This is a genomic window from Psittacicella gerlachiana (assembly GCF_003585965.1).
Taxonomy (GTDB): domain Bacteria; phylum Pseudomonadota; class Gammaproteobacteria; order Enterobacterales; family Psittacicellaceae; genus Psittacicella; species Psittacicella gerlachiana.
Genome location: NZ_NRJF01000139.1, coordinates 1 through 3,980, shown reverse-complemented (window position 1 = coordinate 3,980; position 3,980 = coordinate 1). Strand labels below are relative to the sequence as shown.

At 34.2% G+C, this 3,980-nt stretch carries 1 protein-coding gene; it reads left to right on the top strand.

Annotated elements, in window-relative coordinates:
* Positions 1-21 precede the first annotated feature (21 nt).
* The coding region (locus tag CKF59_RS05090; protein WP_147397126.1) for a beta strand repeat-containing protein at positions 22-3,980 on the top strand (3,959 nt) is incomplete at its 3' end.

Below are 3,980 nucleotides of genomic sequence, written 5' to 3'. Positions count from 1 at the left end.
GCTGAAGATCCACGTAGTGGCATGAAAATTATCAACGGACAAGTTGATATAGTTACCAATGGCTTAGTAACCACAATTAGTAACAGCCACAATGCGATTCTTGAGTGGAACAAATTCAATATCAATCATAATGAAATCGTAAAATTTATCCAAGAATCTTCTAATTCAGCCGTGCTCAACCGCGTGCTGGGCGGAAGCGTGTCACAAATTCTTGGTCAATTACAATCTAATGGTAAAGTTTTTATTGTTAACCCTGCGGGGATCGTATTTGGAGCAACTGCCCAAGTTAATGTGGCAAGCCTAGTAGCTTCAACTCTCGATATTAGCAATGAGGACTTTATCCAAGGTAACTATGTCTTTAATCAAGATAAAGACAAAGCAATTGCTCAAGTTCTGAATCAAGGTTTAATCAAAGTAAATGATGACGGTACCTTAGCTTTAGTAGGGGGACAAGTAGTTAACTCGGGAACTCTTGAAGCTAAGAACGGTACTGTATATCTCTTAGCTGGGCATTCAATTACCATTCAAGACCTTGAGAATCCGTTAATTTCTTACAAAGTTACTGCTAACAACAAAGCAGTAAACTTAGGAGAAATAGTTTCAAAAAGAACTTACCTCTTAGCCAATAAAGTTGTTACCGGTTACACCACAGCCGAGCAATTTGCGGATGTGATTTCCAGTCAAGATTCTGCTCGTAAGGCAACCATAACTGCCTCAGGAGAAGTAGTGCTTTATGGTGCAAGTGAATCAGAGTTGGTACAAGATACCAGTTATAACGATGCTATGTTAACTGCTAACTACACTTGTCAATCAGGTTTAGTGGTAGTGAACGGTACAATTATGACTGCAAATGAGACTGGCAAAGCGGGCTCGGTAAATTTATTAGGTGATGTTGTTGCTTTAGAGAATAATGCGGTTGTAAATGCAAGTGGCAACCAAGGTGGTGAAGTGTTTATCGGGGGAGATCTCTCAGGGAAAGGGGAGAAAAAACTTGCTGCTAAAACCATTATGCAAACCGAAGCGGTAGTTAATGTTTCTGGTACTGAGGGAGATGCAGGAACGGCTATTGCATGGGGTAATATTGCCTATTTTGACGGAACTTTTTATGCCAAATCTGTCTATGGTGATGGGGGATTTATCGAGACTTCAGGGGATGACTTAAATCTTTTTGATAACATTTATGTAGATACTAGTTCGAATTACGGATCAGCTGGTAATTGGCTCATTGACCCTATGGGACTTTTAATTGTTAATAGTACGGTTGGTGCAGGTAATGTAAACTCTTTAAATCAAGATACTTACGTTACAGATAGAGCATGGGATGGAAGTATTTGTAGCTCTAATCATGCAACTTATTATGTTAATGATTTAGCAAGTATGACTTCGTCAACCACTAATTACACTGTAAATCCTGTACGTAGTGGTAAATACTTTTCTCTACTTAGAGCTACTAGTATTAATGAATATTTAAACCGTACAAATGTAACTTTACAAGCACGTGGGGAAATTCTTTTCTATTACCTAAATAATGAAATTAATACTACTAATGGTGCTACAACTTTAATCCTAAATGGTAATATTTCTGATGCACTTGGATTTGGTTATACTTTCTTAAATAGTAATGTTACTTTAAAAGGGAATATTGAGTTCCAAAATCCAAAATCAGGTTCGAAAATTAGCTTTATCAATTCAACGATAACAGCTAACTGTTTTACTTTTAATACCGCAAATAGTACCTCACCAACAGAAAATCCTGTACAATCAAATGTATATATTACCAATTCTACGTTAACTGCAACCAGTAACTTAAGCATATGTGTAACAGGGCATATTTATATTTGTGCTTCTTCTACAATTAATGGTAATCATGTTTTAGTAAGTGCTTATAGTCAAGCAAGTAATGTGACTATTAATGGTAGTGGTTTGTATGCGACACACAACTTAACTATAGGCGGAAATAGAGCAATCAATATAAGTAATAATGATACAAAAGAGTCAGTATTAAGAGGAAATTATATATCAGTTGAGTCACGTCAAAATAACACGACTATTCTAATTAATGGGACTGTTTTAAATACTTCAACCACTGCGGGAACAAGTATTAATATTGGTGGAACAGCGTTTACTGGAAGTAATAGATATGGAAATATTTCTATTGAGAATACTACTTTTAGAGATGCTGGAAATGTAAATATTAATGCATTTAGTTTAAATGTCACTAGAAGTGTTTCTTACAGCGTAGGAGATGTGAATTTTAAAGTTGTAGGAAATCAAGGTGCAAATGTAACTAATAATAGATTTGAAGCTAGAAATAACATTAATATTACGATTACTCCAAATGTTTCTACGAGTGTAAATGGTATAAGTAATAGTTCTTACGCCTTTAGTAATACAAATCTTACAGCAAAAACTATAAACTTCTATAACAAGTACGGTAGTTTAAATGTTACAAATGTAAACTTCAGTGCTAGCGATAACTTTAATGGCAATATTACCACTGGTTACGCAGTTTATGATGGGGGTACTAATGTTGGTGCTTCGAAGTTTGTAAATTCTATCATTAAAGCTAATAATACTTACTTTAACATTAGTTGTAGAACTGATAATGGTGTTAGTACAAGTAATGTAAATCAAGACACAGGGTATTATTTTAACTGGTTTGAAATTGATGGCTTAAATGTAACCGGTACAAACGCAACCTTTAATGCTACAAATACACGTTTAAATATTAATCGTCTTAATGCTAGTTTAACCGGAAATGCTTCTTTCAAGTCTTCAGGAAATGTTGTTGTTTTTAAAGACAGTGCAACAAATCAGGGAACAAAGATTGTAGTAAGTAACAGTACTGTAAACGCAAATTATATATTGGCTAATAGTGGATCTTCTGTTGATGTATGTAGTTCTAATTTCTCAGCTACTAATACAGTTACCTTATGGGGACAAAAAACTTATGTAAGTTCTTCTAACCTTAGTGCCAACAGCATTAATATTTCAATTGATCAAGAAGTGTCGATTTCAGGAAGTAATCTCTCTGTAACTACAGGTGATCTATTAGTTACAAACTCTGGAACTGCAGGATCAAACTTTTGGATAGATATTAGAAGTTCTAAATTACAAAAGTCATCAGCGGGTAACATTACTCTAAGGTCTCTAGGTCGTGTATATTTAGAGAACACTGAAATATTAGGTACGAATGATACTGTAGATTCTACTTCGGGAGTTTCTGTAAATGTATATAGTGGTATAAACTTAACTGCTACTGGTGCAAATATTGCTAGTTATTTTGTAAATCTTACTACTAATCCAACTAACTCAAGTGAAAATATAAGTTTATTTAACTCTTGTGTTACGGCTTTAGGGTCTAATGCAAGTAATAGACTAGTATTGTCTACAAACGGAGTATTAAACTTAAATAACACTAATATAACCACACAAGGTAACATTACTTTAGGTGGAAACAATAAAGTAAAAGACGTTAATATTACCAATGGTTCTTGTGTAACCTCAGTACATGATAACGTTACTTTAACTACGGGTAATTCATCTAACTTAAACTCTTTCTTCTTAGAGAGTTCTACCTTAAAAGCGAAGAATAATGTTAGTGTTTATCAACATACCACTTGTTCTAGTGCGGTAAATATCAGTCGTGCGAATTTACTTGCTACTAAAGATGTAGTGGTAAATATTACCAGTGGTGATTTAAACTTTAACAACTCGAATTTAACGGCTGGAGTAAGTGTTAATGTAAAAGCTAACCAAGGTAATTTCAGCTTTAAAAACTCTAATGCGACTGTTGCTAATACTCTTACTTTCTATCAAGGAAAAGCTCTTGGATTATTGGATATAAATAACTCTAACTTAACCTCAGGTACAGGTGATCTAAATCTTTGCACTTCAAGTGGTACGATAAAAGTTACCGATTCTAATGTTACAAGTAACGCAAAAATTAATTTCTCAGCTTTAGTAATTGAGATTGAGAA